This window comes from Streptomyces sp. NPDC051320 (assembly GCF_040682175.1).
GTDB lineage: Bacteria > Actinomycetota > Actinomycetes > Streptomycetales > Streptomycetaceae > Streptomyces.
The window spans coordinates 351,647-376,620 of sequence record NZ_JBFBAL010000006.1 but is presented as its reverse complement, the minus strand read 5'-3'; the positions used below and the strand labels follow the sequence as shown (position 1 = coordinate 376,620).

At 69.4% G+C, this 24,974-nt stretch carries 19 protein-coding genes; 8 read left to right on the top strand and 11 right to left on the bottom strand.

Translation table 11 applies throughout. The annotated features are described in order from the left end of the window. Positions 1 to 110: 110 nt before the first annotated feature. From AB0M87_RS16525 to AB0M87_RS16505, 5 genes are read right to left on the bottom strand one after another with little or no spacing between them, the layout of a single operon-like run. Positions 111 to 893, bottom strand: coding sequence for an aldolase/citrate lyase family protein (locus tag AB0M87_RS16525; protein WP_365853322.1), 783 nt, complete (start codon positions 891 to 893; stop codon positions 111 to 113). Then, positions 890 to 1,663 (bottom strand): SDR family oxidoreductase, encoded by a 774-nt coding sequence (locus AB0M87_RS16520; protein ID WP_365853320.1) that lies wholly within the window; start codon positions 1,661 to 1,663, stop codon positions 890 to 892. Before AB0M87_RS16520 ends, AB0M87_RS16525 begins: the two co-directional genes overlap by 4 nt. Then, positions 1,660 to 2,970, bottom strand: a complete 1,311-nt coding sequence (hisD, locus tag AB0M87_RS16515; RefSeq protein ID WP_365853318.1) for a histidinol dehydrogenase — start codon at positions 2,968 to 2,970, stop codon at positions 1,660 to 1,662. Before hisD (AB0M87_RS16515) ends, AB0M87_RS16520 begins: the two co-directional genes overlap by 4 nt. Positions 2,971 to 2,979: 9 nt before the next feature. After that, entirely contained in the window at positions 2,980 to 3,792 is an 813-nt protein-coding gene (locus tag AB0M87_RS16510; RefSeq protein WP_365853316.1) for an alpha/beta fold hydrolase, read from the bottom strand. Beyond that, a complete protein-coding gene (locus tag AB0M87_RS16505) occupies positions 3,789 to 4,928 on the bottom strand; it encodes a hypothetical protein (protein ID WP_365853314.1) in 1,140 nt (379 codons plus the stop codon). Before AB0M87_RS16505 ends, AB0M87_RS16510 begins: the two co-directional genes overlap by 4 nt. Positions 4,929 to 5,162: 234 nt before the next feature. Between AB0M87_RS16505 and AB0M87_RS16500 the strand changes: the two genes are divergently transcribed. Next, positions 5,163 to 6,161: a LacI family DNA-binding transcriptional regulator gene (locus AB0M87_RS16500; protein WP_365853312.1), complete on the top strand. Its 999-nt coding sequence runs from the start codon at positions 5,163 to 5,165 to the stop codon at positions 6,159 to 6,161. Between the two features lie 162 nt (positions 6,162 to 6,323). Here AB0M87_RS16500 and AB0M87_RS16495 read toward each other — a convergent pair whose 3' ends face one another. Both AB0M87_RS16495 and hisD (AB0M87_RS16490) read right to left on the bottom strand, forming a co-directional pair. Continuing rightward, positions 6,324 to 7,556 carry an ester cyclase gene (locus AB0M87_RS16495; RefSeq protein WP_365853310.1) on the bottom strand — a complete coding sequence of 411 codons (1,233 nt, stop codon included), beginning with the start codon at positions 7,554 to 7,556 and terminating at the stop codon, positions 6,324 to 6,326. Further along, complete coding sequence (gene hisD, locus AB0M87_RS16490) at positions 7,553 to 8,881, bottom strand: histidinol dehydrogenase (RefSeq protein WP_365853308.1); 1,329 nt, start codon at positions 8,879 to 8,881, stop codon at positions 7,553 to 7,555. Before hisD (AB0M87_RS16490) ends, AB0M87_RS16495 begins: the two co-directional genes overlap by 4 nt. Before the next feature lie 72 nt (positions 8,882 to 8,953). Here hisD (AB0M87_RS16490) and AB0M87_RS16485 point away from each other — a divergent pair, with 72 nt between their 5' ends. Then, entirely contained in the window at positions 8,954 to 9,886 is a 933-nt protein-coding gene (locus tag AB0M87_RS16485) for a LysR family transcriptional regulator (RefSeq protein ID WP_365853306.1), read from the top strand. Between the two features lie 65 nt (positions 9,887 to 9,951). On the opposite strand, the gene AB0M87_RS16480 is transcribed toward AB0M87_RS16485, so the two are convergent. Both AB0M87_RS16480 and AB0M87_RS16475 read right to left on the bottom strand, forming a co-directional pair. Further along, positions 9,952 to 10,755 (bottom strand): nitrilase-related carbon-nitrogen hydrolase, encoded by an 804-nt coding sequence (locus tag AB0M87_RS16480; protein ID WP_365853304.1) that lies wholly within the window; start codon positions 10,753 to 10,755, stop codon positions 9,952 to 9,954. After that, positions 10,752 to 12,251, bottom strand: coding sequence for an APC family permease (locus tag AB0M87_RS16475; RefSeq protein ID WP_365853302.1), 1,500 nt, complete (start codon positions 12,249 to 12,251; stop codon positions 10,752 to 10,754). Before AB0M87_RS16475 ends, AB0M87_RS16480 begins: the two co-directional genes overlap by 4 nt. Before the next feature lie 1,711 nt (positions 12,252 to 13,962). Between AB0M87_RS16475 and AB0M87_RS16470 the strand changes: the two genes are divergently transcribed. Both AB0M87_RS16470 and AB0M87_RS16465 read left to right on the top strand, forming a co-directional pair. Continuing rightward, the gene (locus AB0M87_RS16470) at positions 13,963 to 15,132 is read left to right on the top strand and encodes a sugar phosphate isomerase/epimerase family protein (protein ID WP_365853300.1); all 1,170 of its coding nucleotides are present in this window, start codon (positions 13,963 to 13,965) and stop codon (positions 15,130 to 15,132) included. 509 nt (positions 15,133 to 15,641) lie between these two features. Continuing rightward, positions 15,642 to 16,871, top strand: coding sequence for a transglycosylase family protein (locus AB0M87_RS16465; protein ID WP_365853298.1), 1,230 nt, complete (start codon positions 15,642 to 15,644; stop codon positions 16,869 to 16,871). Here AB0M87_RS16465 and AB0M87_RS16460 read toward each other — a convergent pair. Next, positions 16,841 to 17,821 (bottom strand): DMT family transporter, encoded by a 981-nt coding sequence (locus tag AB0M87_RS16460; RefSeq protein ID WP_365853296.1) that lies wholly within the window; start codon positions 17,819 to 17,821, stop codon positions 16,841 to 16,843. The two genes, AB0M87_RS16465 and AB0M87_RS16460, sit on opposite strands and share 31 nt — an antisense overlap. Before the next feature lie 261 nt (positions 17,822 to 18,082). Here AB0M87_RS16460 and AB0M87_RS16455 point away from each other — a divergent pair, with 261 nt between their 5' ends. Then, positions 18,083 to 20,425 (top strand): GH92 family glycosyl hydrolase, encoded by a 2,343-nt coding sequence (locus tag AB0M87_RS16455; protein WP_365853294.1) that lies wholly within the window; start codon positions 18,083 to 18,085, stop codon positions 20,423 to 20,425. A gap of 61 nt (positions 20,426 to 20,486) precedes the next feature. On the opposite strand, the gene AB0M87_RS16450 is transcribed toward AB0M87_RS16455, so the two are convergent. Then, positions 20,487 to 20,900 carry an SH3 domain-containing protein gene (locus tag AB0M87_RS16450; protein ID WP_365853292.1) on the bottom strand — a complete coding sequence of 138 codons (414 nt, stop codon included), beginning with the start codon at positions 20,898 to 20,900 and terminating at the stop codon, positions 20,487 to 20,489. 301 nt (positions 20,901 to 21,201) lie between these two features. On the opposite strand from AB0M87_RS16450, the gene AB0M87_RS16445 reads away from it, so the two are divergent. The 3 genes from AB0M87_RS16445 (at position 21,202) to AB0M87_RS16435 (ending at position 24,934) form a co-directional block, all read left to right on the top strand. Next, complete coding sequence (locus AB0M87_RS16445) at positions 21,202 to 22,656, top strand: SDR family NAD(P)-dependent oxidoreductase (protein WP_365853290.1); 1,455 nt, start codon at positions 21,202 to 21,204, stop codon at positions 22,654 to 22,656. Positions 22,657 to 22,990: 334 nt separating this feature from the next. Next, positions 22,991 to 23,164 carry a hypothetical protein gene (locus AB0M87_RS16440; protein ID WP_365853288.1) on the top strand — a complete coding sequence of 58 codons (174 nt, stop codon included), beginning with the start codon at positions 22,991 to 22,993 and terminating at the stop codon, positions 23,162 to 23,164. A gap of 426 nt (positions 23,165 to 23,590) precedes the next feature. Next, entirely contained in the window at positions 23,591 to 24,934 is a 1,344-nt protein-coding gene (locus AB0M87_RS16435; RefSeq protein ID WP_365853286.1) for a wax ester/triacylglycerol synthase family O-acyltransferase, read from the top strand. The last annotated feature ends 40 nt before the right edge of the window (positions 24,935 to 24,974 follow it).

Sequence of the window (24,974 nt, the reverse complement as noted above, 5' to 3'; positions counted from 1 at the left end):
TGCAATGCATACGTATGAACTTCCGCCGAACACTAAGGAGCGGTGGCGGAGGACGTCAAGAGGTGAATCGCGGTGCATCGATGGCGGGTGGCCGGTGGCCGGCCCGGCCGTCAGCGTCGGTGGTCCCCGCCCCCGGGCCGAGGTGCGGCCAGGGTCCGGAAGGTGTCCATCAGGACGTGCGCCATGTTGTAGAGCACAAGCTGGGCACCTGCCTGCTCTGCCGCCCGGGCACCGGCGACGCCGGGCACGATAGTCATGACCGACCGGCCCGCCGCACGGGTCGCCCGGTGCGTCGTGCCGATCAGCCCGTCGATCACGTCCTGACCGGGGAAGCCGCAGTCCGCCGCCAGGTCGGCCGGGCCGACCAGGACGGCATCCACGCCCTCCGTGGAGGCGATCTCGTCGGCGGCGGCGCAGGCGCGGGCCGTCTCGATCATCGCAACGACCAGGGTCTGTTCCGCCGCGGCCAAGTGGTCGGCCGCAGAGACCGTGCCGAAGCGGCCCGCCCTGCTGTACGTCGCGAACCCGCGCTGCCCCAGTGGTGGGTATCGGTCGGCCGCCACCGCACGCCGCGCATCCTGCGCGCTGTCGACGTGCGGATGGATGAGACCGGCTGCTCCCAGATCCAGGCAGCGCAGCGCAAGTGCGGACTCGGACGTGCCGACGCGGACGAGCACCTCGAGCCCCTGCGCCGCGGCTGCCGTCACGTGGTGCTGGAGCGCCGTCATGTCGGCGGGACCATGCTCGCAGTCGATGACCACGTAGTCGAGACCCGCGACGCCCGCCATCTCCACCAGGGTCTCCGACGGGAGCCGGAGCAGAGCCCCGTAGAGCCGTTCCCCTGCGGCCAATCGTTGTCTGAGGGAACGGCGCCCCTCTTTCGCCGCCGTCATCGCGCCACCATCCCCGCGGACAGGTCGATGTCGGCACCGCAGAGCCCCGGCATCCGCAGCATCGCGCTCACGGCTGCACCGACCTCTTCCTCGGTGACCATCCGCCCGAGCGCGGACCGCGACACGAAGGCCGCCTCCGCCTCCGCGTAGCTGCAGCCGGTCCGTTCCGCCTCGAGGCGGAAGTTCCGCTGCATTCTGGGCCCCGAGACGGGCCCGGGGGACAGGGAGTTCACCGTGACCCCTGAGGGGCCGGCCTCGCCCGCCAGGGTCGCGGTCAGGCCGATGACCGCCATCTTCGACGCGCAGTAGGGCGTGCGGCGCAGCAGCGGGCGCTTTCCCGACACCGAGGCGATGTTGATGATGTCCCCGGCACCCCGCTCCGCCATGGCCGGCAGGAACGCGCGGCACATCAGGAACACTCCCCGGACGTTGACGTCGAAGACCTCGTCCCAGTCGTCCGTCGAGATTTCGGTCAGGGGAGCCACCGGCCCCGCGATCCCGGCGTTGTTGACGAGGACCGATATCTCCTCACCGGCGAGGCTCTCGGCGAGCGCTTCGACGTCGGAGGGCTGGGAGACGTCGCAGACCCGGTAGGTGACGTCCGGGCCGAAGACCGACGCCGCCTCCTTGAGCCTGCTCTCGTGACGGCCGGTGATCACCACATGGGCGCCGTCGGAGAGCAGGTAACGCGTGATGGCACTGCCGAGTCCGCTGCCGCCCCCGCTGACGAGTGCGGTCCGTCCGGCCAGCGGGGCAGTGCTGCCGGTCATGCGGCGCCCTCGTCGTTCCACGGCAGCGTGCCGTTGCCGTACTTGGCCGCCCGTACGTCACCGGAGCGGGCATGCCCCTCGAACAGCTCGACGCGTGCGGCCCGCCCGCACACCTCGCCGAGCAGCGCCGACGAGGAGGTCTCCGTCACTTCCTGGTAGGTCACCGTCTTCAGGTACTTGCCGACCCACAGGCCGCCGGTGTAGCGGGCGGCGCCCCGGGTGGGCAGCACATGGTTGGTTCCGATGACCTTGTCGCCGTAGGAGACGCACGTGCCTTCGCCGAGGAAGAGTGCGCCGTAGTCGCGCATCCGGTCCAGCGCCTGGCGCGGGTTCTCGGTGAGGACCTCGACGTGTTCGCTGGCGTAGGAGTCCGCGATCTCGAAGGCCTCGTCGAGGGAATCGGCCACGACGATCTCTCCGTGGTCGCGCCAGGCCGGCTCGGCGAAGTCCCGGGTCGGCATGGAGGGGAGCAGCCGGTCGATGTGCCGCTGCACGGTCCGGCCCAGCTGCTCGGATGTGGTGACGAGGACGGCCGGGGAATCCGGGCCGTGCTCGGCCTGCGAGAGCAGATCGACGGCGACGACGAACGGGTCCGCCTGCTCGTCGGCGACCACCAGGATCTCGGTGGGACCGGCGAACAGGTCGATTCCGACCTCGCCGAACAGCTGGCGCTTGGCCTCGGCGACGTAGGCGTTGCCCGGCCCGGCGATCAGCGGCACCCGGCCGATGGTCTCGGTTCCGATGGCGAGGGCCGCGACGGCCTGGACCCCGCCGAGGAGGTAGATCTCGTCGGCACCCGCCAACTGCATCGCTGCGACCGTGGCGGCGGGGATCTCACCACGGATCGGCGGAGTGCAGGCCGCGACCCGGGGCACACCGGCGACCTTCGCGGTCACGATCGTCATGTGCGCCGATGCGGTCAGCGGGTAGCGCCCGCCGGGCACGTAGGCACCCGCGCCGGCCACCGGCACATGCCGGTGCCCCAGGTGCACACCGGGCAGCGTCTCGATCTCGACATCACGCATCGAATCTCGCTGTGCTCGGGCGAACGTACGCACCTGCTGCTGAACGAAGCGGATGTCGTCGAGCACCGTGTCCGGCACTCCGGAGACGATCCTCCTGATCTCGTCAGGTCCGAGACGGAAGGACTCAGGGCTCCAGTTGTCGAACTTCTCGGAGTACTGGCGGACCGCTTCGTCACCCCGTTCGCGGATGTCGTCGAGGATGGCGCTGACGCGGTCGGCGACGTCCGCCCGGGCGGCGCGCACCTGACCGGCGGGGACGGGGGACTTGAGGAAACGGGGCATGGACGGCTCTCATTTCAGGTCGAGTGTCGAATGCGGTGATGAGGTTCGGACGAGCGAGGAGGAGGCAGGGGGAGAGGTGGTGCTGGTCTGTGGTTGTCGAGCCCGTTCCGCCTCCCTGAGCAGGTCCCGCAGTGCGGAGGAAACGGCGTGTGGCCGCTGCCACGGCAGCAGATGACCGGCGCCGGACAGCTCGCGCAGGAGCGCGCCCGGGATGGCCCCAGCGATCGACCGGTGGAAGTCCGGCGGGCACAGCCTGTCCCGGGTGCCGTACAGCACGACCGAAGGGCATCGGGCCTTCCGCAGCGTGCCCAACGCGTCGGCGCGGGTCGCCTGCGCGGCGAGCTGGGCACGGGCGGCGTCCGGGCCAACAGCGTGGGCCATGGTTCGGTAGCGATCCGCCAACGCCTCCGGCGGATCCGGCACGTCGAACATGCCGGACAGCGTCTGGTCCACGACGTCGGCGAACCGGCCGTCGGTGATCAGTTCGTCCATCGCGTGCCAGGTTGTGTGCTGCTCGAGCCGGGGCGGGCCCGGGTTGGTCGACATCGCGCAGAAGCCGGCGATCCGCTCCGGTGCCCGGCGCAGCACCTCGAAGCCGACGATGGCCCCGAGGCTGAGCCCGACCAGGACGAACGGACCGGACACCGAGGACAGGGCGTCGTCGGCCAGCTCGCCGATGTCCGGCTTCGTCAGTGTGAGGTGATGGACCTCGTGGCCGTCCGGGAACACCACGTCGGACCAGAGACGCGCGTCGCAGAGCATGCCGGGAAGCGCCACCAGCGGCAGGGGCCCGGAGGGTTCCCTCCGGGGGGCGGTGGTCACCAGCGGCGCGCGGAGCGGGGCAGGAGAGCATACGGGGCGACGTAGCCGTTGTGGTCGATGCCGAGCCCCGCGTCGGCGGCGCTCTTGACGACCTCCTCGTCCCACTCCATGCGCACCCGGCCGTCGCCCGAGTTCACGACCAGGAGATCGCCCTCCGTGTCCCCCACATTCCGCAGGGTGCGCCAGGCGTCCTGCGGAACGGAGAGAATGTCGCGTGGTCCCAGCCGCACCGAGACCGGGTCGGTGCGGTTCAGGGTGACTTCCCAGAGGCCGTCCTTGATGATCAGAGTCTGTGTCTCACTCTGCCGGTGGAGGGAGACGCCCTGGCCGGGCTCGGCGCGCAGCCAGGCGATGTTGTGGCCGTGCGGATTGAAGATCCGGGGTTCCTGGTGCAGATCTTCCGTCATGCCGTACCCGACGACGCAGCTCAGCCGCACGCCTCCGCGGGCCAGCGTGCTGTCGAGGAAGGGCCGCTCGGACCAGACGAGTTCGTCCGCCGCCGCGATGCGGCGCTTCATCTGAGCAGGGCTGTAGTGCCGGAGCCGGTCGATGTACTCCTGTTCCATGGGCCTGGTCAGCTCGGCGTCGGCCGGGATCCCGTCGCCGGCGACCGCGTCGATCAGTTCGTTGTCGGCGGTGAGGTACAGGCCGTGCCCCTCCGCCTCACGCAGTACCGAGGGGCCCCAGATGATGCCGCCGGTGTCGTCCATGCCGAGCACGGTGAACAGCCATCCGTTGTCCGGACCCGTGTTGGTGAAGCCACGGAAGATCCAGGTCGGGATGGACGCGATGTCTCCCGCCTTGAGCAGCAGCTCCCCCTCGTCACCGTCCGCGCCCCAGCGCAGCAGGTACTCGCCCTCGGTGCAGACGAACACCTCAGCCGTGTAGTGCAGGTGAAGGTTGTTGGTGATGCCGTGCGGCATGGCCGCGGCACCGATGTTGAAACCGTGCGGCAGTCGGAGGTTGACGTGCTGGCCGGCGGCCTGTGAGACACCGGGGCCGATCATCGCGTAGTTCTCCTTTCGGTCCGAGCCCGGCGTACGGCAGTCGATGAACGCCTGGTTGCAGGAGACGAAGTCGCTGCGGCGGACCGTGCGGCGACCCAGCTCCGCGGTTGAAACGACGACATCGGGCATGGTTGCTCCTTCGGAGTGAATACGTATGTATTAACCATGACAAGCCTTCCATCGGGCGATGTCAAGGGCTCATCCGTGATCGAGTTCAGGCGTATGCTGCCCTTCGGGGCGCGAGCTCTCGCCACGCCGAACCGGGAGGTCCGGGGCGGGCGGCTCCCCGGCGTGCCGACTACATACGTATAGTGTTCGGCTTGGGCGTCAACGTCGGCGTACTGGGCGACGAGAAGAGGGTCGATGGCGATTACGAGTCACGACGTGGCGAGGCTGGCGGGTGTCTCACAGCCGACGGTGTCCCGGGCCCTACGGGACGACCACCGGGTGTCAGCCGCGACCCGCGAGAAGGTCAAGCGGGCCGCGCAGGCGTTGAACTACGTACCCAGCGAGGCGGGAAGGACTCTCGCGACCCGTTCCACACGTCGCATCGGGGTCATCGTGACGGACCTGACGAATCCTTTCTATCCCCACGTCGTCGCTCCTCTGCACGACGAACTCCAGCGCCTGGGCTACCGGATGATGCTCATCACAGAACGCTCCGATGAAGCTGTGGCCGGGGAGAACCTCCTGGATCAGTCGCTGGACGGCGTTGTACTGGCGACCGCGACCACCGAGTCGCGTCTTCCGGCGCAGCTGGACCGCCGTGGCATGCCCTATGTGTTTCTCAACCGGGACACCGGAAAGCGGGGCGACTACGCTTCCGTCGTCGACAACGAGGGCGGTGGCCGTCTGGTGGCCGAGGTGCTCGTCGGGTTGGGGCACCGCCGGATCGCGGGCATCTTCGGGTCATCCAATACGACCACCGGGCGCGAGCGTGAACTCGGCTTCCGGCTGGCCTTGGCCGATGCCGGGATCGGTCTGCCGGAGGACCGCGTGGCGCGCGGATCCTTCGAGTACGACACGGGATATCAGGCGCTGCCCTTTCTGCTTGCGGCCGCCGAAGCACCGACGGCGGTCTTCTGCGGCAACGATGTGGTCGCTATCGGCGTTCTGAACGCAGCCGTCGCGGCCGGGCTCCGGGTTCCGGAGGAACTCACCGTGATCGGCTTCGACGACCTCCCCATGGCGGACTGGGAGGTGTTCCGGCTGACCACGGTCCGGCACGACCTGTGCGAACTCTCGTACCGGGCAGCGCGCCTGCTGGTACGACGGATCAACGGCGAGGCCGATCCCGCAGGCGAACGCCTGATCCTGCCCACCGAGTTCGTGCCACGGGCCACGCACGCCCGCGTTCCCTGATCCGATCCCCTGGCGTGGCGGACAAGCCGCCCCGGACCGACCCGGCCTCCGGGCCGGGTCGGTCCGGAGGCCGCTCCGGCGGCGCTTGCCGTGGGCCGTGGGGCTCGCACCCATACCTGCCGGGTGCGGGCCCCACGGCTTCGCGGTCGGCCGGCCCGTGGATCAGCCGACCACCAGCCCCACCGGGTCGTCACGGAGCAACTGGGCCAGGACGTCGAACTCGTTGAACAGCATCCAGTCCTCGGTGATGCGGCCGTGCGAGAGGTACAGCTGTGAAAGCCCCCACAGATATACCCGGCGTCCCGTGGGGCGGCCGTACAGCGCGTGGCCCCGGTGAGTGCCCACCGCCGTCCAGCGCACGGAGACGCGGAAACCGTCGGCCTCGTTGCCCATCCAGTAGACCTCGTCGACCTGCAGGCCGAGATCGGGGAAGGTCGCGAGCAGACCGCGCGCCATTCCGCGGACATCGGCGCGCCCGTAGCCGGAGCGGTTGGAAGGGCCGTACCACCGGGCGTTGGGCGCGTAGGCGCGGTCGATCGCGCTCAGGTCACGCCGGTTGTAGACGTCGTGGAACAGGGCACGCACCAGGTGGTCCACATCGAAGCCGTTGTCGTCTCGGCGCCGGGGATAGGGCAGCGGCTTGCGGCCGCCCACCAGACGGTCGATATCGCCGAGCGTACGGTCGCTCAGCGGGTCGAGACCGCCTGCGTTGCCGAAGGACCGGGCCGCCTCGCGCACATCGATGCCCAGCTGGGACAGCTTGGCGGCGGTGTTGTAGAGCACCCATTCCTCGGTGATCTCGTTCTCGACCACCTCGCAGTTGGCCATCACCCAGGTGCGCAGGGCTTTTCCGGTGGCGGCGCCCCACTGCCAGTCCCCGGTGTGCGTTCCGATGTTCTGGGCGCGGTGAGAAGTGACGAAGCCGTCCCGGTCGTCGCCCGCCCAGATGACCTCGTCCGCATAGTGACGGCAGTCGGGAAAGGCATGGATGCTCGCCATGGTGCCGCTGACCAGCGGCTCGACGCCGATCTTCAGACCGCTGTCGTCGTGCAGCCGGCAGCCGGGGGCGTACGTGTCGTAGATGTAGCCGACGTCCTGGTCCTCCCAGATGCGGTGGGTGATACGGACGATGTAGTCGACGATGTCGCTGTACTCGTCCTCGAACCCGCGCATCGGGTGGCGGCGCTCGCCGGGGACGAAGCCAGGGGCATCCGCGCCGTTGGCCGGGCGGAGCGCGATGTTGTAGTCGGGGGGCATGTGCCGCCTCCGCGCCCGGTCGGTGCGGTCCGCGGCGGGATGTGGCTGGGGTGCCGGGGCCGGCTGCTCGGGGCGGGCCGGGGGCGCTTCGGCCGGCTCCTGCGCGGCGGGCGCGCTGCTGTTCTCGGGACGCTTCATGCCTGTTCCCCGTTGCGGAGCGCCTGAAGACGGAGGGTTGCGGTGGCGCCGTGCGCCGCCATTCCCTCGTAGGCCGAGATGCTTTCGACTGCGCCGGCCAGCTCCTCCGTGCCCTCCCGGCTCACCCGTTGGTAGGTGAGGGGCTTGAGGAAGCGCGAGACCGAGAGACCCGCGCTGTGCTTGGCGCCGCCCGCGGTCGGCAGGACATGGTTGGTGCCCGCCATCCCCTTGTCCGAGTAAGCGACGGTCGACCAGGGGCCGAGGAAGACCGAGCCGTAGTTGTGCAGGCCCGCGAGGTACATGTCATCGTCGGCGGTCTGGATCTCCAGGTGTTCAGGAGCCAGCTCGTCCATCAGCTGGATGGCCGTCGATGCGTCCTTGGCCCAGGTCACCGAGCCGTAGTCGCGCCAGGCGGGGCCCGCGATGTCACGGGTGGCGAGAGTCTCCAACTGCCGGTCGATCTCGGCGATCACCGCCTCGCCGAGCTGCAGGGAGGTGGTCACCAGCGCCGCGGGCGACTCGGTACCGTGCTCGGCCTGGCCCAGCAGGTCCGCGGCGACAAGGCCTGGGTCGGCGGTCTCGTCGGCCAGGACGGCGACCTCGGAGGGGCCTGCCGGCAGGTCAATGGCGACCTGCCCGTAGAGCTGCCGCTTGGCCTCGGCCACATAGGCGTTGCCCGCGCCGACGAGCATGTCCACCGGACGCTCCCCGAGCAGCCCGAACGCCATGGCGGCGAGCGCCTGGACGCCACCGAGCACGTAGGCGCGGTCGGCGCCCGAAAGGTGGGCGGCGTAGAGGACGGCCGGGTCCGCCGTGCCCTCCCGGCCGGGAGGAGTGCAGGCGAGCACGACGGGAACACCGGCGGTCTTCGCCACGCCGACGGTCATGAAGGCACCGGCGAGCAGCGGAAAACGTCCGGCGGGCAGATATGCGCCGACGCGCTGCACCGGTACGTAACGCTGCCCAGCCACCAGGCCCGGCGCCAGCTCCGCCTCGAAGTCGACGAGATGGGCACGCTGACGACGAGCGAAGTCGCTGGTCCTGGCCTGGCCGAGTTCGAGAGCGGCGCGCACGCCGGCCGGCAGCTTGTCGCCGGTACGGGCGAGTTCCGCCGCGCCTATCTCGACGTCGGGCTGCTGCCAGCCGTCGAGTTCCTTGGCGTAGCGCAGGACGGCATCCATGCCGTCGCGCTGGATGGTGGAGAGCATGTCGGAGACACGGGAGGCAACCGCGGGATCGCGCTGGGCGGCCGGGGCGTCCGACGGGGGCTTGAGGAAGCGGTACGAGCCGTCGAACTCCGCAAGACGGGAGGGGTTGAATCGCATGCAGATGACGCTAGAACCTGGGGAGTCACAGGACAACCTTGACTTTACCTAGGGACTGCATAGGGTTTTCCTATGCAACAGCCTTCGCTCTCGGATATCGCCACCCACCTGACGCTCAAGCAGCTCCGGTCCTTCGTCGCCGCGGCCCGTCTCGGCTCCTTCACCGCCGCCGCGCAGAGCATGGACGTGGCGCAGGCTTCCGTCTCCGAACTGATCCGGAAGGTCGAGGACGAGGAGGGCGTCACCCTCTTCGTCCGCGGCAGCCGCAGACTGCTGCTCACCAGTGCGGGCAGCACGCTGCTGCCGTTCGCCGAACGCGCGCTGGCAGCCGTCGACGAGGGAGCACACGCCTTGCGCGCCCTGCGGTCCCTGCAGGGCGGTGTCGTGACGTTCGGGCTGCTGCGCAATGCCGCCTTCTACGTCCTGTCCGATCTGGTCCAGCACTTCCACCGCAACCATCCGGGTGTACGGGTGCGGATGGTCGGGCTCAACTCGGTCGAGGTCGCCGAGGAGGTCGCGGCAGGCACCATCGAGGCCGGCCTGGTGGTGCTGCCGATCGAGGACACCGCGCTCAAGGTGACCCCGTTGCTGCGCGACGAGGTGTTGTACGTCAGCCGCGACCCCGACCACGTTCAGCGCCCCGTCTCGATCGCCGACCTGGCACAGGCCCGCCTGGTGCTGTACGACGCGCACTACAACTGGCGGGATCCCACCCGCCGACAGATCGCTGAACGCGCGCAGTTCGCCGGAATGCGCATCGAACCCTGGGTGGAGGTCGAGCATGTGGAACAGGCCCTGGACCTCGTCGCACACGGGGTGGGCGACACTGTGGTCTCGCGCGCGGTCGCCGAGAGCGGGTCATTCCCCGCCGGGCTGCACACCACGGGCTTCGACGAGCCCATGCACGACACCATCGCGCTCATTCAACGCCAGGGATCAGAACTGTCGCCCGCCGCACGGGAGATGGCCCGGCTGGCACACCGCATGCTGACACGCCGACGCTGAATCCAGCGGCACGCCGCAGAGCCGCCCGGCGAAATAACCCCGGGCGGCCCGTGTATGTCTCGGCGTCAGTAAAGGGCGGGACGCCGGTCGCCGAAGAGATCGCAGTGCTCCGTCAACCGTTTGTCACGGCATGCGATGAGATCGACGTCCGCACGCACGCCGCTGGGGCCCGCGCCGTCGCCCGCCGAGAGGACCCAGCCGTCGCTGCCGATGATCGTGCTGCCTTCCGTCCATCGCTGCCCGCGCTCCCTGCCACCCCGATCGCACACCGCTACGACGGTCCTGTTGACCCGGGCTGCCGCTTGGCCGATGACGACCTCGGGCGGGCGCTCTCCGCGTGGACGCGGTATCAGAGGCCAGTTGACCGGCACGGCGAGCAGATCGGCACCGTCGAGGGCGGCCCGCCTCGTGTACTCCGGGAACTCCAAGTCGTAGCAGATCAGCACACCGACGTTGCCGAACGCCGTCTCCACGACCGGTGCCGGCCGGTCCCCGGGCTCGAAGAACAGCTTCTCGCGGTCCCAGAGGTGGGCCTTTCGGTGCACGGCCCGCACGCCTCCGCTGTCGACGAGCGCGGCACTGTTGTGGATCAGACCGTCCGTGCCGCGCTCGGCGAATCCGGCCACGACGACCATGTCGCCGCTGACCGCGGCGCTCCATTCGGCCACGACGCGGCCACGTGCGGAGACGGCGCAGGAGGCGGTCTCGGCGGCGGAGTGAAAGACGTAGCCGCAGGTGGCGAGTTCGGGAAGGACCAGAATATCGGTGCCCTCGGCGGCTGCGGACTCGATGGCCCCGAGGATGGCACGCTGGTTGGCTGCCAGATCCCCCAGCCGAGGAGCGAGCGGCCGGCACATGATGCGGGTCATGGCGAGACCTTCACCTTCCCCGAGGCCGGATCCTCGAGGAGAGAAGCGGATGCCGGGGGCGCGGCGCCGATCTGCCGCCGGACCCGGGCTGCGAGGCCGGGCACTCCCAGCGCGACACCTGCGGTCACCACGGTCACGGCCAGGATGATCCAGGGGAACAGCCCGGACACGCCTTCGGCGTCAGCGACGTTGCTGTAGATCGTGTAGCAGACGAAGGCCGTCGCCAGCACGGGGATGATCACCTGCCAGCGGGGGGCCTTCGGCCTCCCGCTGAAAAAGAGGTAGCGCAGTGCGCCGATCGTGGCCAGCCCGTAGGCGACCAGCAGCGCGAGTGAGCCCAGACCGAGCCACAGGAAGGTGGCGGCCAGAGCTCCGGTGCCGGCCAAACGCTGGGCGGTGACGAATACCGCGATCAGGAGCGTGGCCACGCCGACCGTGCCGATGGGCGCGCCCCGCCGGGTCAGCCGGGTGACCGGCCCGCTGCATCCGGTGCTCCGCACGAGAGCGAGGCCGACGCGGGCGGCGGCTCCGACCGTACCCAGGGTGATGGCGAAGACGCTGAGGCTCGCAACGAGTTCGAGCAATACGGCCATAGGCGTCCCCACATACCGCTGAGCGAGATCCGAGTAGGGCGAGTCCGCAGCGGCGAAGGCATGAGCGCCTGCTGCATCCGTGCCGTACCCGATCGACTGGCCGACGATGGTCAGCAGGAAGAACGTGCCCACGACCACCACGGTGATCTTGATGGCCCTGGGTATCTGCCGTTTCGGATCAACGGTCTCCTCGCCGAGCGTGGCCGCTCCCTCGAACCCGGCGAAGGCGAGGAACCCGAACACCGCCGCAGCAGCGATGGTCCCCGCACCCGTGCCGTGCGGCAGCTCCAGGAACGCCCAGCTCAGCCGCGCGTGACCAGGGGCATGTCCGACGCCGGTACGGATCAGCACGACGATGCTGAGTAGACCCACCAGTACGGCGCCGCCCAATTCGCAGGCGAGCAGCGTGCGGGTGATCACGCGTGTCTCGCTGAAGGAGAGCAGGACCGTCACGGCGAGCGCGACGAGTGCGGTCCAGTACCACTCGGTCACCCCGGCGGCCAGGTGCACCCCACTGAGCACTCGGTTGGAGAAGAGGGCGATCTCGATGGTCGAGCCGGTTCCGATCGTCACGTAGGCCATGAAGAGCAGACAGCCGGCCACGAAACCAGTGCGCGGGCCGATCGTGCGGCCGACCAGTGCGAAAACCGAACCGGTGTGGGTGATGTGCCGGGAGAGCTTGACGAATCCGTACGCCACCAGGCAGACCCCGAGGATGGCGAAAACGAAGGCCCAGGTCGCGCCCCGGCCCAGCAGACCGGCGGCGCCCACGCCCAGCAGCGCCATGGCACCGACCGGGCCGATCAGACCGATGGAGAACGCGGCGGTGTCCGTGACCTTCAGGTCGCGGCGCAGTGCGCTGCCCGAGGAGGATTCCACGGGGGGAGATGGAGTACGGGACACCGGCGTGCGGCCTCCTTGGTCGTCCGATGGAGCGGACGCGGCGGGCCGCGTGCGCGGGAGAACGGGTCGGCCGCGCCGTCGCGGTGCCCGGGGGAGGCGCATGACCGACGGCCTCCTTGTCGGTGACCTTAAATAGCCCTCGGCCACAGGTCAACGGGCCAGCCCCCTGGGTCACCCATAGGGTTTCCCTGTGGCTGCGGGACGGCTCGTCCTTGCGCAGCGGGGTCACGGCGCACCCCCGGTGAGCAGGGGAAATGGCGGGCGGGTCGTGCATCGCCCCATTCCCGCCGGGCGGGCTCGGGTTCAACTGTGCCAGGACGACGCCCGGCCACGTTCTTGTGCGGATCGGCCGGAACCGATGCGGTGAACGGGCGAGTCGCCTCAGTGCACTTCGTGGTGGTGTCCGGAGGGGGCGGGTAGTCGTACGGACCGTCGTCGTGGGCCGGGAGACGACCATCCGCATGCGTATGGGGCCGGGAGGCGAGACGCGTACGACACTGTGGCGGCCGCCGACGACGGCCTCTCCGTGTTCACCCCCACCCGACAGGGCCCGCGCGCCGGGCGCCGACCTGCTGGCGCTCGCGGCAAAGACGTGATCGATACGGCCCGACTGCATGGGTCGGCGCATCATCCCGTTTCTCCACAAGAGGGTAAAAGTTGACAGACTTTCGTACGAAGGGGTTTCCGTATCGGACGAAGACGGTTACGGTCCTGCTGTTTCCCCATCGAAGTACCGGTTCAAGAACGGTCCCCTGCTGGTGATCTCCCGGGACGCGAGTCGACGGCGCGCGTCCCATGTCATCCCTCTGGAGAACAGTCCGTGCACAGGAAACGGTTCAGATCGAGCAAGAACCCGGCCGGGAGTGGCGCCACAGCCCGAACAACGGTGGGAAGCCGCTCAGCGACATACGGGATCACTCGACGACGTCGACGACCTCCCCGTCACCACGGCCGGTCGATCGGCCCTTGACCCCGGGAGGGCGGCTTCGACCCCGCTGCCGCCCTCCTGGATCCACGCGGCACGGAGCCGTCCTGCCACGCCGCTGATCGCCCCGCAGCTCCACACCGCGCTTCTCAGTGCTCATCCGCAGGTGCGTCCCCGGCACCGGGATGGGTGCCCGGCAGGACCGGGTATGCGCGTCGTCTCCCACAGGCTGACGCAGGCCTCGCACCTCACTCGTCCCCCGAGAGGCAAAGCCGTGAAGAGCAACTCGGTCGGTGACTCGGCCCCTCTGCGAGCGAAAGACGGCCCGGGGCCACGTCATCCTCGACCGCATCGCCCCTGGACCCCGCACGACGTTCGCCGCCGCCGACCACTGGGACCGCGCCTCTTCGCCTGCCGCCCGGCAGACCTCGAGGCCGTCGGCGCCGCTGCGAAGGTCCGTCGGCCATCGACCGACTTCTCAGCGACGCGGGCAAGAACGTCCGGCTCGTCGGGATGCGCCACAACTACGCCTACGACCCGGCTGAACTGTCCGTCGGCTCCCCCTACTTGCCCGAGCAAGCTACGCGGCACCCGCCGTCGGTGCCGGCCCGCGAGGACGACGACCCGGTGTCCGGCTGCTTCTCCCGCCCCTGGGCGTACGGCGCTCCTGTGCGCGTGACCCGCCTTCCTTCACAGACGCCACCCCCCACTGACGACGTCGGTCCCATGCACCGTGAGCAACCTCAGCAGGTATGGGCCGCCGACCACCACAAGAAAGAGGAACACGTGACGCACCTTCCTGACGTCCCTCGTACCGACGGCACCGACGAGGCCCTGCGCCGCAGTCTCGGCATCAACCGCCGCCGGTTCCTGAGCACCTGCACGGCAGCCGCCGCCGCGGCGATCGCGGTTCCCGTATTCGGCAGTTCGCCCGCCTTGGCCGAGGACAAGGGCAGAGGCGACAACCAGGGCGGAGACGTCCTGATCCCTGCCGCCAAGCGCGGCATCATCCTCTACACCGTCCGCGACGCGACCGGCCGCGACCCCCTCTCCACCAATCTGCCCTCCGGTTTCCGCGAGGTCTTCAAGGAGATGGCCCGCTACGGCTACAAGCAGGTCGAGTTCGCCGGATACGGCCAGCACCCCAACGCCCCCGGCGGGGCGAGTCTCGAATCCGTCGAAGGGGCCAAGCTGCTGCGTTCCTGGCTCGACGAGTACGGCCTCCGCGCGCAGGGCAACCACGGTTTCATCCCCGGCTCCTGGCCGCTGTCCACACCCGACCTGGACACCTTCAAGAAGCATCTGGAGATCGCCAACATCCTCGGCATGGCCCACGTGGGCACCGGCGGTGACCCGGCGAACAGCGGCTACCAGGCTGACTGGGACGTGGCAGCCGACAAGTGGAACGCGCTCGGCGAGATGGCCCGCGGCGAAGGCCTCAAGCTCTACACGCACAACCACGACTCTGCCTACAACTTCCTGCTCGACCACGGCCCACTCGACGCGCAGGGCCACCCGACCCGCAGCTCCGGTATCCGCAAGCTGGAGTATTTCCTCGGGATCACCGACCCGAAGACCGTCTGGCTGGAGATGGACATCTTCTGGGCGCACGTGGCCAAGTACAAGTTCCACACCTACACGGCCCCCGACGGCTCACAGCAGGAGAACATCTTCGACCCCGCCGGGCTCGTCGTCCGACACGACAAGCGCTACCCGCTGTTCCACGCCAAGGACGGCGTCGTCAACACCGCCAGCGGGGACGGCTACGACATGGTTCCGTTCGGCACGGGCGACATCGACTACGCCACCTTCTTCACCCGCGTCGGCTCCCGGAACTACCACAACCCGATGGTCGAGCAGGACAACGCCCCCAGCTCCACCGACCCGGGCCAGTCGCTGACGGACGCGAAGATCAGCTACGCCAACCTCGCGGCCCTCCGCAAGAAGCGCAAGTAACCGGCCCCGCCTGCCTCGACGCACGCCCCGGGGCAGGTGCCGGGGGACGACATCAGGAGCCCCGACCGGGCGCTAGTTGTGTCGCCCCCGGCTCCGTCACGTGCGACGCGCACCGCGGTCGTGGACGGGTGCCGGACTGTGCGGGCATACGGGAGGACCATCCAGCCCGCCTCCACCGGGCTCCACGTGGCGACGACGAGCGGCGGACGGCTCCACTGCCCCTGCGAGGTCAGGTAACTGCTCGGGGATCGGCCGGCCGGTACGACCTACCGATCAGGACCGATCCCGCTGCGGAATCCGTGTTGATCGCGGGCGCCCGCACGTGACCGGCTTGAAAGGACCGCTCGCCGGCACCGGCCCGGTGACGGGCGGTCACCCTGGCGCGGACGAGGGGCGGAACACGGCATGGGGGTGCGGCCGGGACGCGTGTCCCGCGCTCTTGTCAGTACCTACGCCGGGCCCGTACTTTTGCGCGTGCGCCATGTTGTACGCGAGTGGGGGAGCCGAGTATGACCGCGACCGGTCGTCATCGCCGTTACCAGCCGAGCCGAATCAACCGTGCGTCGCTGACGGTCACCGCGGGCGGCGCCGGCATCGCACTGCCGCTGCTCACCGCCGGTTCGGCGGGCGCCGCATCGGTTGATGTCTGGGACAAGGTCGCACGGTGCGAGTCGACCAGCAACTGGAAGATCAACACCGGGAACGGCTACTACGGCGGCCTGCAGTTCAGCAGTTCCACCTGGCAGGCCTACGGCGGCGCGGTCTACGCCCCGCGTGCCGATCTGGCGAGCAAGGAGCAGCAGATCGCGGTAGCCGAGAAGGTGCTGCGGGCTCAGGGGCCCACCGCCTGGCCGGTCTGCTCGGTACGGGCAGGGCTCGCCCCGGGTGGCGCGGCGCCCAGGATCGTCGTGCAGCCGAAGCCGAAGCCCACGACAAAGCCCACCACCAAGCCCACCACCAAGCCCAAGACCAACCCCACGAGCAGTTCCGAGGCCCGAGCGAAGCCGGCTGCCGAGCACGAGGAGCGGGCCGAAATGCGCGCCGGCCACCCCGCCGGCTACACCGTGGTCGGCGGCGACTCGCTGTCGCGTATCGCGGAGACCGAGAAGATCACCGGCGGGTGGCACCAGCTGTACGCGGCCAACCGGGCCGTGGTCGGCGACGACCCCGACCTGATTTTTCCCGGCCAGCGGCTGACTCTGAGCGGTCGGCAGCATGGACAGCCGCAGCCCACGACGCGATCCGGAGAACGGCACCAGGCCAAGGCCGGGCCCGCCACGAGCAAGCCGACCGCTGCACCGCAGCAGCGCCACCAGGCCGCAGCCGTCAAGAGATCCCGACTCACCGCACCGGTGGCCGTCCACCACAGCACTCCCTACCGCGCATCGGGCAGTTCCTGGTCCAGCGGCCACCACACCGGCATCGACTTCCCGGTCCCGACCGGTACCTCGGTGAAGGCGGTAGCGGCGGGCCGGGTGATCTCCGCAGGGTGGGGAGGGGCTTACGGCTACCAGGTCGTCATTCGGCACGCGGACGGAAAGTACAGCCAGTACGGTCACCTGTCCGCGCTTACCGTACGGGCCGGCCAGACCGTCGGCGAGGGCCAGCGGATCGCACGCTCGGGGTCGACGGGCAACGCCACCGGCCCGCATCTGCACTTCGAGATCCGGACCGGCCCCGGTTACGGCACCGACATCGACCCGCTGGCCTACCTCAAGGCAGGCGGTGTCACCGCCTGATCGCTGCCCCGGTCCGCCGTGCCGCCCGACAGCCGCTCCCGCTGAGGAATTCCGTACTGCGCCGTCACCCGAGGCAGGGGTTCCGGCTGCGCAGTCCGATCGGCCCGCGACCGCGGGGTCCGGGCGGCGGTGAGCCGCTCCGTGGTCAGCAGGACCAGTCCGCCGGCTGCCAGCACGCCGCAGCCGAGCGCCAGCGAGGTGCCCAGTGCGCCGTACCGGAAATTCTCACCGAAGAGGGTGACGCCGATCGCCGCCGCAAGCACCGGGTTGACGACGGTGACCGTCGCGAGCGGAGCGGCCAAACCGGCCCCGCGATACGACGCCTGGGAGAGCAGCATTCCGGTCGTCGCGAGCCCCGCGATCGCCAGCAGGCTCGCCCACTCGGCGGCCGGTACCTCGGAGGTCCAGTCCACCGCGACCGTCTTGGTGAACACCGAGGCGGCGCCGAACGCCATGCCCGCGGCCGCCGCGAGGATCACACTGCGCACCACCGGCTTGCGCATGCGGCGCGCGGCCAGGAACAGCACGGCGAGGCCGCCGAAGGTCGCGAGCGCCAGCACGACCCGTTCGCCGCCGGGAAGCGATGAGGTGTCCGCACTGCCGGTCAGGGACAGAAGCCCGGCGAGACCGACCGTGGCCATGACGGCACCGCGCCAGGCGGTCGCCCCGGCCCTGCGCCGGACGAACGCGGCAGCCATCGGGAGCGCGAACACTATGGTCAGCGCGCCCAGCGGCTGTACCAGACTCAGCGGACCGTAAGCCAGCGCCACCACGTGGAGCGCGGCGCCGAAACCGTTCAGCGTCATGGCGACCCACCAACCGCCATGCCGCAGCGGCGCAAAGGGGCGCCCAGGGGCGGTGGTGGCCACGCGCTCCTGCACAATCGCCCCGGCCGCATACGCGACCGCGGAGACCAGCGACAGAAGCACGGACCACACAAGGGCACTCATGTCCTCAACGATCTCCCGCGCGGCACGGGAAGTCGTCGTCCTCAGGCACCCAATCCTGCGTACTACCAGAGCAGTACGGCTGTCCGTCGCAAGTCGTCCTCCCGGCGGTGTTTCCTGTCGGCTCCGGTCAGGCTTTCCGGTCGGAGGTCTTGACGCGAGCCCGACAGGAACCAACAATGATCGCGTTTGACAACGTTGTCGGGAGGGGGCCGGGGGCCTGGGCCGACAGCGGTGCCGATGAGCTTCTGGAGGTTCACACCCATGCACTGGACCCAACGGCTGCGCGGAGCAGGGACGGCCGTCGCGGCCGTCACGCTGCTCGGCGGAGTCCTTGCCGCGCCGACGGCCCAGGCCGACGCAGCGCACCACGGCGAGCAACTGACCGACCTGGTCAACCCGTTCATCGGAACGGAGAACGAGGGCAACACGTACCCGGGTGCCGCCGTCCCCTTCGGTATGGTCCAGCTCTCCCCGGACACCGGTCACAACACCGGGTACGACCACGCCCAGAACCAGATCCGCGGCTTCTCCAGCGTGCACATCTCCGGTGTGGGCTGCGGTCTCGGCGGCGATCTGCCCATTCTGCCCACCACCGGTGACATCACCGAGACCGATTATGCGAAGTACGCGGCGAAGTTCAGCCACGACGACGAGACGGCGAGCCCCGGCTACTACAAGGTCGGCCTGGACTCGGGCATCACCGCCGAACTCACCGCCACCAAGCGCACCGGCGTCCAGCGCTACACCTTTCCCGCCACGGACAAGGCCAACGTCCTGTTGAACGCGGGGCAGTCGCTGCACAGCACGGTGTCCACCACCGTCCAGGTCCTCGACTCCCGCACGATCCGCACCGCCATCACCGGCCGCGGATTCTGCCAGGACACCAAGCCGTACACCGTCTACACCGTCACGCACTTCGACCGTCCCTTCACCACATCGGGCACCTGGAAGGACGGCACGGTCACCGAGGGCTCGAAGACGTCCACCGGTACGGCGGGCAACGGCGCGTGGGTCCGATTCGACACCACCAAGGACCGCACGGTCGAGGCCACCACGGCCATCAGCTATGTCGACGCCACGGGCGCCGACCGGAACCTGCACGCCGAGGGCGGCAAGAGCTTCGACCGCGCCCACCGCGCCGCACAGTCGAGTTGGGAGGACCGGCTGGACGAGGTCCGGGCTCAGGGCGGCACTGACACCCAGCGTCGGACCTTCTACTCGTCGCTCTACCGGTCCTTCCTCGCGCCGAACATCGGCAGTGACGTGGACGGCCGGTACACCGGCTGGGACCAGAAAATCCACCGCGCCAAGGGGTTCGACTACTACCAGAACTGGTCACTCTGGGACACCTACCGCACCCAGACCCAGCTCCTCTCTCTCCTCGCACCGCGTGAGGAGAGGAACATGGCGATCTCCGTCCTGAAGATCGACGAGCAGAGCGGCTGGCTGCCCAAGTGGGGCTACGGCACGGTCGAGACGAACATCATGACCGGCGACCCGGTCACCCCCTTCCTCACCAACGCCTATCAGCAGGGGCTGCTCAAGGGGTACGAGGAGCAGGCGTACCAGGCACTCAAGAAGAACGCCGACGGGACCCCGCCCGCGGACTCCGCCGCGGTGGGCCGCGAGGCCAACGTCCAGTACATCAAGGACGGTTTCGCCCCGTACATCAAGAACCGCCCGCACGCCAAGCCCGGTGACTCGGACTTCGACCACGGTGCTTCTGCCACGCTGGAATACGCCCTCTCGGACGCCATGCTCGGCCAGATGGCCGGCGAGCTCGGCCACCGGGCGGACGCCAAGCGCTACGCGGCCCGCGCCCAGAGCTACCGGAACATCTTCGACCCGTCGACCGGTTTCTTCCGTGCCCGCGACGAGAACGGTGCTTTCACCGGCCCGGCCGACCCGGCGCAGAGTGAGGGCTTCCACGAGGGCACGTCCTGGCAGTACCAGTGGATGGTCCCGCAGGACATCCCCGGCATGGTGGGCCTGATCGGCGGCGAGGAAGCGGCCAACCAGCGCCTCGACTCCTTCTTCGCCTACGACCAGCTGCTCGCCGACCCGGCGAAGACCGCCCGTGAGGTGTGGGTCAACGGCCCGTACGACTACTACAACGCGGACAAGTACAACCCGCAGAACGAGCCCGACCTGATCGCGCCCTACACCTATCTCTCCACCGGCCAGCCGTGGAAGACGACCGACGTGGTGCATGCCGCGCTGACGCTCTTCACGGACACCCCGACCGGTATGACGGGCAACGACGACCTGGGCACCATGTCCGCCTGGAACGTGCTGTCCTCCATCGGGATCTTCCCGGTGCAGCCGGGCACCGACACCTGGGGCCTCTCGACGCCCGCCTTCCAGCGGGTCGACCTCACCCTGGACCGGCGCTACTACCCGCACGGTCACCTCACGGTGAGCGCACCGGGCGCCTCGGACACCGACCGGTACATCCAGTCGGCCGCCGTGAACGGGAAGGCACACCCGAAGACGTACCTCACGACCGACGAGATCCGCTCCGGCCGTGACCTGACCTTCACGGTCGGCTCCAGGCCCTCCGACTGGGGCACCGGCGCCTCAGCTGCTCCGCCGGCCATCGGCTGACCCACACATGCGAACCGCCCGCCTCCGGAGACCGGGGCGGGCGGTTTTGTGCCGGGGCGTATCAGCCCATGGCGTGCTGCGCGGCCAGGTCGGGCGCGAAGTCACTCTTCAGCACGTCCTTGCAGTACGGCACGTAGCCGGTGTTGGCCACGTAGCGCGCGGAGATCCAGTTGTGGCTGGTGCGGAGGCGGTACCAGACGGTGTTGCCGTCGATGTACTGGGCCCGGACCTTGCACTGCAGACCGACCTGCTGGTGGTACGCGAGAACGCCGCGGGTGGAGGAGTCCGTGCTGGGGAACTGGCGCATGTTCAGGCCGGTCCGCGCCGTGACGGTGCCGTACGGCTGGGTGGGCGCGGCCTGGGCCGGGGCGGCGGCGAGCAGCGTGGCGGCGATGGTCGCGGCAGTGGCCAGAGCACCGGCCCCCACCGTGAGGGTCTTGCGGAAGGGAGTGCGGGGTGTGGCGGTCGTGGGCAAGGAAGGCTCCTGTTCGTGACGCACATACCTGTCGCGCCATGAAATCCATTGGCGCAAGCGGGACAATACTCACGAAAACGGCTGTCTCTTCCGACGAAACGGCGAAGGGCCGCCGAATGTGTGACACAGAAATTGCCCTCAGGCGTCATCCGGGAGACAGTGGGCGGATTTTGGCATTCGGCCGGACTGCGTATACCTTCGTGAGTTGGTCGATGGCCGACTGGGCCCCGATGCGCGTCTGACCAGCGCTTCTGCGCTTCCGACTGCCGCTTGCGACCGGGACTACGACAGAGGAAGCGCAATGACCGTGACAGAGGACAGCCAGGCGTTCGGCCCCGGCATCGATCCGGAGCGGCTGGCTCTCTGCCTCAGCGTGCTCGACGAGCTGGACAAGATCGACGTCGACCATCCGGACGCCGTCGCCGTGCGCCGCGCCACCGCCGGGGTCTACCGGACCGTGAAGCAACGCCGCCGGCAGGAGCGCCGGGCCGCCAAGACAGCCCATGACAAGGCGGTCACCGAGGCCACCGCAACCGGCTCCGCGGACCGCATCGACGACGAGACCCAGGGTGTGCTGCCCTCCTCCACGGCCGGCGGGGAGATCGCCGGGATACTCCAGCGCCCCCGGTCCTGCTACATCTGCAAGGCCCGGTACGTCGAGGTCGATGTCTTCTACCACCAGCTCTGCCGGAACTGCGCCGCGGAGAACCGCTCCCGCCGCGATGCCAGGACCGACCTGAGCGGCAAGCGGGCGCTGCTCACCGGCGGCCGGGCGAAGATCGGGATGTACATCGCCCTGCGGCTGCTGCGCGACGGTGCGCACACCACCATCACCACCCGTTTCCCCAAGGACGCGGTGCGGCGCTTCAAGGCGATGCCGGACAGCGCGGACTGGATGCACAGGCTCAAGATCGTCGGCATCGACCTGCGGGACCCCGCCCAGGTCGTCGCACTGGCCGACTCGGTTGCCGCCGCCGGGCCGCTGGACATTCTGATCAACAATGCCGCGCAGACGGTGCGGCGTTCTCCCCAGGCGTACAGCGAACTGATCGCCGCCGAAGCGGCGCCGCTGCCCGCCGGCGAGTTGCCCTCATCGGAGGTCATCGGAGCGTTCGGCAGCGGCGCCCAACTGACCCTGCCCAGTGCGCGCCCCGGCGGACTGAGCGCCCAGGACGTCGCCGAGCTGGCGCTGGTCACCGGATCGGCCTCGCCGGCCAGGATCGAGGCCGGCACGGCGATCGACGCAGGCGGCCTGGTACCGGATCTGCACGACACCAACAGCTGGATCCAGACGGTCGAGGAGGTGGACGCCGTCGAACTGCTCGAGGTCCAGCTCTGCAACTCCACCGCGCCCTTCATTCTCATCAGCCGGCTGCGCCCGGCCATGGCCGCGGCCGAGGCCAAGCGGAAGTATGTGGTGAACGTCTCGGCGATGGAGGGCGTTTTCAGCCGCGGATACAAGGGCGCGGGACACCCGCACACCAATATGGCGAAGGCCGCGTTGAACATGCTCACCCGCACCAGCGGCCAGGAGATGTTCGAGACCGACGGCATTCTGATGACCGCGGTGGACACCGGGTGGATCACGGACGAACGCCCGCACCCCGACAAGATGCGGCTCGCGGACGAAGGCTTCCATGCCCCGCTCGACCTGGTCGACGGCGCCGCCCGGGTGTACGACCCGATCGTGCGCGGAGAGTCGGGCGAGGACCTGCACAGCGTCTTCCTCAAGGACTACGCCCCCGCCAACTGGTAGGGCGGACGTACTCCGGCGCAGCCGATCGGGACGGCGGCACCCGGGCGGCTGCTCCCCGGATGCCGTACTCCGGATCTGGGCCGATCATGGCCGAAGCGGCATGCACCTGAACGGCAGGCAAAGAAAACTTGGCCAACGGGTTCGGTCCCTATCGAGCGGAACCCCGCTCATTTGGTTACTCTGGTGGATGACGGACTTCCGATGGGGCCCTACCAGACTCCCCGGCCCGTTCTGGGACAGGCACGCACCGAGGCCGCGGTCCCGCCAGGAAACCGGCGCCACCGCGTCCGAACTGCCCTTGTCCATGCGGTTACGCGACACAGAGGAGTGCGCGGTGACATCAGAGACCATGACAAAGCGCGAACAGCGTCCAGCAGAACGCAGCAATCGGGCCGGCGGGCCCGAGAAGCTGCTCTGCCTGGACGTCTGGGCCAGGTCGGCCCCCATCAGGCTGGCCGGTTACGAGGACGACCTCGCCGAGCCGCACATCCTGCAGGGAATCGACTGAACGGTTGCCGTACGCACTCCCGGCGTCCGGCGGCATCCTCACCGATGCCGCCGGACGCCGGACGTATGTTCGCCTGGGCGGATCCAGGCAGGTTTCCATCCCGATCCGGCTGGTCGAGGCGGACCGCACCCTGCCCGTCGCCGAGGGCCCCGGGGCGCCGTCATCGGTGACCTGCGGGGGCGTGACGCCCACGCCGCAGCCACGATGGGCCCGTTGAGGGTCGTGCCGCAGGCGTACGCGGCCGAAGTACCCGGTGGCAACAGTGCGAGTTCGCGATCGCGGAATGAGTGGCAATGTGATGGATACCGAATGGTAACGGTAAGTATCAGGGTCGTACTTGACCGTAACCGACCCTTGCCGCTTGACTGCTGAACCCGGAAGTTTGCCGGGGGTCGGCATCCGCCCACCGACGACATCGAGGATCTGTTGAGTTCCGAGCTACTGGCCCCGCTTGATCTCGCCTTCTGGCACCTCGAATCGGCCGGACACCCCATGCACCTGGGTGCTCTCGCGGTCTTCGAAGCCGCGCCGGACGCCTCCGACGAGCAGACTCTGGATCTTCTGGCGGCCCGCGCCGCCGCGATCCCCCGCCTGCGGATGTGCGTACGGGGTGTCTGGCTCCCGCTCGGCGGCGCCGCCTGGTCCGAGGACAGGCAGTTCGATGTGCGCCGTCATGTTCGACTGGTCGGCCTGCCCGGTGGGGACTTCGCGACCGAGGTCAACCGGCTCGCCGGGGAACTGATGGAGCGTCCGCTGCGGCGGGGCCGGCCGCCCTGGGAGATGTACGTACTGTCGGCTGCCGGCGCCGACCGTTTCGCGGTGCTGGTCAAGCTGCACCACGCGCTGGCGGACGGAATGCGGGCCGTCGCGATCGGTGCCGGGATCTTCGACCAGATCGCCGACGACCGCACGGCAGGCGACAGACGGGTACGCAGCGTGCCGCCGCGTTCCTGGCTCCCCGGTCCCCATCAGGTCGCCGGGTTCGCGCGGGAGCGTATCGAGGAGTTCGGCCAGGCCATGGGGATCGGAGCGTCGGTGGTGCGGGCCAGCCGGCTCGATCTGTGGGGCGGCTCGGTGCTGGCCGCGCATTCCAGCGGCACCCGGCAGCTGGCCACTGCCGTACTGGATCAGAAGACCGTCCTGAGCATCCGCAGACGGGCAGGCGGCACCGCCAATGACGTGCTGCTCGCCGTGGTCGCCGGCGGACTGCGGCGATGGATGGTGGAGCGCGGTGAGCAACTGCCCTCGGCGGACCCGCGTGCGCTGGTGCCGGTGTCCCGGCGTCGCCCGGGCGCACCCCAGGGTTCCGGCAACACCCTCTCGGCGTATCTGCTGGGGCTGCCGGTCGCCGAGCCGGACCCCTGGCGGCGGCTCGGTGCGGTGCGCTGCGCCATGGACCGCAACAAGGCGGCCGGACCGCTGCGCGGGGCCGGTGCGGTGGCCGTACTGGCTGACCGGCTGCCCCCGCTGGCCCACCGGTTCGGCGCCCAACTGGCGGGTAACGCGGCGCGGATGCTCTTCGACGTCCTGGTGACCAGCGTGCCGCTGCCGCGCTCGACGCTGTCGCTCGGTGGCAGCCCGCTGCGCGAGATCTATCCGATGGCGCCACTGGCCCACGGTCAGAGCCTCGCGGTGGCGCTTTCCGCCTACGGCGGGCAGGTGCATGTCGGGGTGGTGGCGGACGGCAGGGCGATGCCGGATGCGGAGCGGCTCGCGGAATTGTTCCCCGTGGAGCTGGCCGAACTGCTCGAGGCAACGAACGAGAGATAGCCGCAGAGGTGTTGACGCCCCCAGTGATCCGATGAATATT